General features: G+C 29.4%; 6 protein-coding genes. 2 read left to right on the top strand and 4 right to left on the bottom strand.

Going from position 1 to position 6,069, the window contains the following annotated elements:
- Positions 1–528: IS3 family transposase (locus Q361_RS08355; RefSeq protein WP_146046995.1), on the top strand; the 528-nt coding region annotated here is incomplete at its 5' end.
- On the opposite strand, the gene Q361_RS13995 is transcribed toward Q361_RS08355, so the two are convergent.
- On the bottom strand, positions 424–927 hold the full coding sequence (locus Q361_RS13995; protein WP_394335859.1) for a transposase: 504 nt from the start codon (positions 925–927) through the stop codon (positions 424–426). The two genes, Q361_RS08355 and Q361_RS13995, sit on opposite strands and share 105 nt — an antisense overlap.
- A gap of 641 nt (positions 928–1,568) precedes the next feature.
- Between Q361_RS13995 and Q361_RS08345 the strand changes: the two genes are divergently transcribed.
- On the top strand, positions 1,569–2,168 hold the full coding sequence (locus Q361_RS08345; RefSeq protein ID WP_103726266.1) for a PAS domain-containing protein: 600 nt from the start codon (positions 1,569–1,571) through the stop codon (positions 2,166–2,168).
- Between the two features lie 59 nt (positions 2,169–2,227).
- Here Q361_RS08345 and Q361_RS08340 read toward each other — a convergent pair whose 3' ends face one another.
- The 3 genes from Q361_RS08340 to Q361_RS08330 form a co-directional block, all read right to left on the bottom strand.
- The gene (locus Q361_RS08340; RefSeq protein WP_103726265.1) at positions 2,228–3,703 is read right to left on the bottom strand and encodes an MFS transporter; all 1,476 of its coding nucleotides are present in this window, start codon (positions 3,701–3,703) and stop codon (positions 2,228–2,230) included.
- Between the two features lie 74 nt (positions 3,704–3,777).
- The gene (locus Q361_RS08335; protein ID WP_103726264.1) at positions 3,778–4,158 is read right to left on the bottom strand and encodes a hypothetical protein; all 381 of its coding nucleotides are present in this window, start codon (positions 4,156–4,158) and stop codon (positions 3,778–3,780) included.
- Positions 4,159–4,227: 69 nt separating this feature from the next.
- Positions 4,228–6,003 (bottom strand): AMP-dependent synthetase/ligase, encoded by a 1,776-nt coding sequence (locus Q361_RS08330; protein WP_103726263.1) that lies wholly within the window; start codon positions 6,001–6,003, stop codon positions 4,228–4,230.
- Between the last annotated feature and the right edge of the window lie 66 nt (positions 6,004–6,069).

Here is a 6,069-nt window from a genome sequence, read left to right as displayed (position 1 = left end):
TGGGTGTCAGACATTACTTATATCGGCAAAAGAGAAAAACCGTGTTATTTAAGTTTAATAACAGATGCTTATTCTAAAAAGATTGTTGGTTATAACGTATCGGATAATTTAAGTACTGAAAGTAGTTTGATTGCCTTGCGATTGGCTATAAAACAAAGGAAAAATAAAGATTTTGTATTAATACATCATTCTGATAAAGGGTTACAATATTGTTCTAATGAATATCAGAAACTATTAAGCAAAAACAGGATTAAACCAAGCATGACACAAAACTCTGATCCGTATGAAAACGCTGTAGCAGAAAGAACTAATGGTATTTTAAAACAAGAATTTTATATTGATAAATACCACAAAGACTTACCAATTATGAAACAAATTATAAAAGAAACCATTGAAATTTATAATGAAAAAAGACCGCATTTGTCAAACCAAATGCTTACTCCAAACCAAATGCACCAACAATGTGAAATTAAAATGAAAACCTATAAAACTAAAAACGGCATCAAAAACGTTTTTGATGCTGTTTAACTTATCTATTTTTGTCTTATTAATCTGTATCGATTTTTTAGGACAGGTCATACAATATGTTTGAAAATTAATTTGATTTTTTCTCATCGGAACATTCAAATTAATGTTGCTAGAATTAAACAAATCTATTTGATATTCAGTATTTAAATATTCTTTATTACCAATTAAAGTACAATTTTTTAAATTATGTTTAATGTCTTTTAAATAATGAATGTCGTGGACGTTTGCAGGAGTAAAATTAAAAGAGTGAATGATGCTATTTTCATCGCAAACTGCATGGAGTTTGTACTTAAAATAGCGTTTTTTAGTGGCTGTACAATAGCCATAACTTGGTCTTATATCAATAGTTGAGTAAATGATTGGCTCGAATTCACAAATTTCTAGCGGGGTTGAATCCACAATAAACGTGGTCGATAAATATGCAATGGTTGACAAAGCATATTTCTTATTAATTCTAAAAAGGAAAATAATTTTCTCTTTCGTTTATTGTAAACAGTTCGCTCTATTTTATGTTCTAAATAAGTATGTTTTAAATACCTAAATAGCTGTAATTCAGATTTTATTTGCATGAATTCAGATATTAGATTTAAAGCTACAAGTTCCAAATTAGAAAGTCAAAGCTTTCTAATTTGATTAAAACATTCTAGATGTGAACAACTTATTTTTAATGAGTCTAAAATTATTTCATAGTTTTGTATGAGATTGTTTGATTTTTAATTTCTTGAAAGTCAGTTAAATATATGGGTTTTTAATCAAATGAATAATCTTTTTTATTATTTCTTTTAAATACACAACAGGTACATATTATATAAATATAAGCAAAAGTTTAGTATCTATTAAACAAATATGCAATTAATATATAGTGATTTTTTTATTAAAATATTTTTACAATTTACATCTAGCTTTATGTGCTTACTTTCTGAATTAAAAATCTTTTTTCTTTACATATTATATATCAAATTAACGTAATTTTTTTCTTTTTTTTAATAGATTAAATGCAATTTGTATATTTGTTATTAATAATCGATAACAAGAAAAATATGCCTCAAAAATTTGAAAAACCAATTCCTATAGATAAAGAAGTTTCTTGGGATAAGTCTGTAGTACTGACTAGCAAAACTGATGTAAAAGGGAATATAGAGTTTGCCAATGAAGCCTTTATAGATGTATGTGGTTATGAGGATTATGAATTAATAGATACTCCTCATAGTATAGTTCGTCATCCAGATATGCCTAAAATATTATTTAAAGTAATTTGGGATAAGCTAAAAGCAGGTGAAAAAGCTGTGGCTATTTTTAAAAATTTAGCTAAATCTGGAAGATATTTTTGGGTTTATGCCGAGATAGAACCTATGTTTAAAGATAACAACAAAGTTCAAAATTATCTTGCAAAATATAAATCGGTATCGGAAGATTTGATATCAAAGAGTATAGAACCATTTTACAAAAGATTAATGCAAATTGAAAATGTAAGTGGTTTAAATTACAGTGAAAAATATTTGATAGGTTTCTTAGAAGAAAAACAAAAAGATTATTTTCAATATATACAAGAGTGTGCTTTGTCAGATGGTGTGAGTATCCCAAATGATAATGAAACTCCTATAAAAAGAGGTTTCTTTTTTAGAGGGTTTTTAGATTGATATAAATAAGCAAAAAAAAATAAGCCGTTTCTTATAGATTTAAGAAACGGCTTTTTATTTTAGTTTTCAATAGAATTAGGAATATTATTTTTTAGAAATATTAATCCTACAATAAAACAAATACTAGCAACAATTATTGGGTACCAAAGACCTTCTAGATAAAAAGCAGGATTTGCTGCATCTTTTGCACTGGTTACCAAATAAGTTGAAACTACAGGTACTAAACCTCCAAAAATACCATTACCAGTATGGTATGCAAAAGATAGAGTAGTATATCTTACACTTACTGCAAAAAGTTCAACTAAATAAGATGCAATAGGAGCATAAACCATTGTAACAAAAACAATTTGTAAAAATACCATCCATATTAAATGCCATTGAGCTTCGTTACTTACTGTTTTAGTAAGCGTTACTTTTGGTGTTTTACTATTTTTATCTAATGTTTCTTTTACCACTGTACCATCGGTATATTGAGTAGTTTTTGGGTAAACCTCTGGTTGTTTTAAAGCAGAATTATGCGCAACGGTAACGGCTTTTTTGTTCTCCAAATTAGCTGTTTGGTACATATCTTCGTAAATAAATCGGTATGAAACTACTGCAAGTAATAACCCTGCCAAAATAATATATTTTCGTCCAATTTTGTCACTGAGCCATCCAAAAAAGAAAAATAGTGGTATTGCCATAATAATTGCTATACTGACAATAGTATCAACCTGGTTGCTCTCAATTTGCATAACTGTTTTCATAAAGTTTAGGGCATAAAATTGTCCAGTATACCAAACCACACCTTGTCCCATTGTTGCACCAAATAGAGCTAGAAATACTAATTTTCTATTTGCTTTATTTACTAAAGTATCTTTAACTGGGTTATGACTAACTCTATTTTCTGCTTTGGCTTTTGCAAAAATTGGAGATTCTCCCATTCTTTTACGAGCTACAAAAGCTATAATTAAAAATATAATTGATGCCCAAAAAGGTACACGCCATCCCCATTCTAAAAATGTATCGTTTCCTAAATATGTTTTTGTCGCAAAAATAATGAGCAATGACATTAATAAGCCTATAGATGCTGTAGTTTGTATCCAAGATGTCCAAAGTCCACGTTTGTTTTTTGGAGCGTGTTCAGCCACAAATATAACGCCACCTCCATACTCACCACCAAGAGCTAAACCTTGAATAAGACGTAATAAAACTACTAAAACTGGGGCAGTGTAACCAATAGTTTCGTAGGTAGGAACGCATCCTATCAAAAAAGTAGATACTCCCATAATGAAAAGTGTAGCCATAAAGGCAATTTTTCTACCTACTATATCTCCTAATTCTCCAAATATAAGTGCACCAAGAGGTCTAATTACAAAACCAGCAGCAAATGTACCTAATGTAGAAAGAAATGACGTTACAGGATTGTCCGAAGGGAAAAATTTTGTAGATAAAACAACAGCCAAACTACCAAAGATATAAAAATCATACCATTGAATAAGAGTTCCAATTGTTGTTGCAGGAATTACATTCCAAAAATTACTTTTTGAATTCATAAAAATAGAAGGTTAAGTTAATAGATTATTAGTAATATTTTAAAAAATACAATAGCATTGGGTGCACTATTGTTTTATTGAATTTTTCTATTGGTTACAGCAACCATCATACCTACAAAGGCAGATATTAATGTCATAATTGCTATATCTAAAATAATTAGATTGGTATTTATTGTAGTGGCACTCACATTTCCAAATATATTCATATATAAAGAAATTAATAATCCAAGAATTGCACCATATTTAATACCTTTTCTATAATTGGTAACAGGGCCAGATTTTGAAAAACAAAAAGAAACTATATGTCCATAAACAAGGCAACCAAAAAAGATGAGCCCTATATTTTCATTACCCGTAGATGGAAAGTGATTTTTGAACAAATATCCATACAAAAGCCAACCTAGAAAAAAGTTTACTAGCCCACCAATAAAACCTGAAGCAAGAATAAATTTCATATATAATTTTTTTTAAGTTATTGATGTAGTAAAAATACGATAAAAAAAATATATAATTAACTATAAAATTTAATTATTGTAAATTTTATTGTAAAGTTTTTGATATTTCTCTTTTATAACTTTTCTTTTTAGTTTTAAGGTAGGGGTTAGTTCACCACCATCAACACTCCAAATTTCTGGAGTTAATTCAAATTTTTTCACTTGCTCCCAGTTTCCAAATTTTTCGTTGTAATGCTGTACTTCTTTTTCAATTTGTTTAATTATTATGGGGTTGCTGCAAATTTCTTCGTTTAAGTCTCCTATATCAATACCTTGCTGTGCAGCCCACTGGCGGATATAATCAAAACTTGGTTGAATAAAAGCCGCAGGCATTTTTTCGCCATCTCCAATAACCATCATTTGCTCGATAAACAAAGATTGTTTCATGGTATTTTCAATAATTTGTGGAGCGACATATTTCCCACCAGAGGTTTTAAACATTTCTTTTTTTCTATCTGTAATTTTTAAAAAGCCTTGTTTGTCGATTTCTCCTATATCTCCTGTGTAAAAATAGTGGTCTTTAATCACTTCGTTTGTTAAAGTTTCATCTTTATAATAGCCCATCATTACATTTTTTCCTTTGCATAATATTTCGCCGTCTTCTGCTATTTTTACTTCAAGATTTTGAATTGGTTTTCCAACTGTACCAACTTTAAAACCAAAGTTTCTCATATCGTTTACGGCAATTACAGGCGAGGTTTCTGTAAGACCATAACCTTCCATTACAGGAATTCCTGCAGCTGCAAATACTCTTGTTAATCGTTGTTGTAATGCGGCACTACCTGAAACCATGAGTTCTACATTACCGCCCAAACCTTCTTTCCATTTGCTAAAAATAAGTTTTCGAGCTAGTTTAAGCTGCAACTCATACAAAAAACCATTTGCTCCATATGGTTCATAGCGTAATCCTAAATTATTTGCCCAAAAAAACAGTTTACGCTTGATTCCTTTTAAACTGTCGCCTTTTTCAATGATTTTATCGTATACTTTTTCAAGAAGTCTTGGCACAACTGTAAATACCATAGGCTTTACTTCTTTAAGGTTATCAGAAAGTTTATCGATACTTTCGGCAAAATATATTGATACTGAATAATATTGGTATAAGTATAATATCATTCGTTCAAAAACGTGGCAAACGGGTAAAAAACTCAAGGCTCTTCCGCCAGCTTCTTTAAAAGGTATTCTAGGTGCGCTATCAATTACATTTGATATAATATTTTGGTGCGAAAGCATAACACCTTTTGGTTTTCCGGTGGTGCCAGATGTATATATAATAGTAGCTAAATCTGTAGTTTGTACTGCTTTTTTTCTGTCTTCTACCACATCTTGATTTGAAATATCTTTACCTAATTCTAGTACTTCTTTCCAATTTTTACAGTCTTCTATTGCATTAAAACTATAAATTTCTTGTAATGTATTTAAATTTTGTTTTACTGCTTTTAGTTTGTTGTAAACTTCAATATCAGAAACAAAACAATATTTGCATTCACTATGATTTAGTATATATTCATAATCTTCTTCTGAAATTGTTGGATAAATAGGCACAGTTTGTGCGCCTACTTGTAGAATCCCAATATCCATAATATTCCATTCGGTTCTATTGGTAGAAGTAATTAGGGCAATTTTATCATTTTTATTTACGCCCAATCGAATTAAAGCTCTTGAAATTGCATTTGCATTGTTGAGATACTCTTCTGTAGAAGTGGAGATCCATTCTCCGTTATATTTGGTTACAAAACAATCTTTTAAATTGTTTTTTTTGAGTTGATGGTATGGAAAATCGAATAAACGAGTTATTGTATTCATGGTTTGTTAAAATTTTATGCAAAATAGTTAATATTTTAATATTGATGCAAGATTATTTTGGTATTT

The organism is Flavobacterium croceum DSM 17960 (assembly GCF_002917885.1).
Lineage (GTDB): Bacteria > Bacteroidota > Bacteroidia > Flavobacteriales > Flavobacteriaceae > Flavobacterium > Flavobacterium croceum.
The sequence above is the reverse complement of the archived record's forward strand: the minus strand, read 5'-3'. Positions and strand labels throughout refer to the sequence as shown.

What these genes read in the sequence shown, in the direction of transcription:
- Q361_RS08340 (WP_103726265.1), bottom strand. Translation starts at nt 3,703, where the DNA reads ATGAATTCAAAAAGTAATTTTTGGAATGTAATTCCTGCAACAACAATT.
- Q361_RS08330 (WP_103726263.1), bottom strand. Translation starts at nt 6,003, where the DNA reads ATGAATACAATAACTCGTTTATTCGATTTTCCATACCATCAACTCAAA.
- Q361_RS08335 (WP_103726264.1), bottom strand. Translation starts at nt 4,158, where the DNA reads ATGAAATTTATTCTTGCTTCAGGTTTTATTGGTGGGCTAGTAAACTTT.
- Q361_RS08345 (WP_103726266.1), top strand. Translation starts at nt 1,569, where the DNA reads ATGCCTCAAAAATTTGAAAAACCAATTCCTATAGATAAAGAAGTTTCT.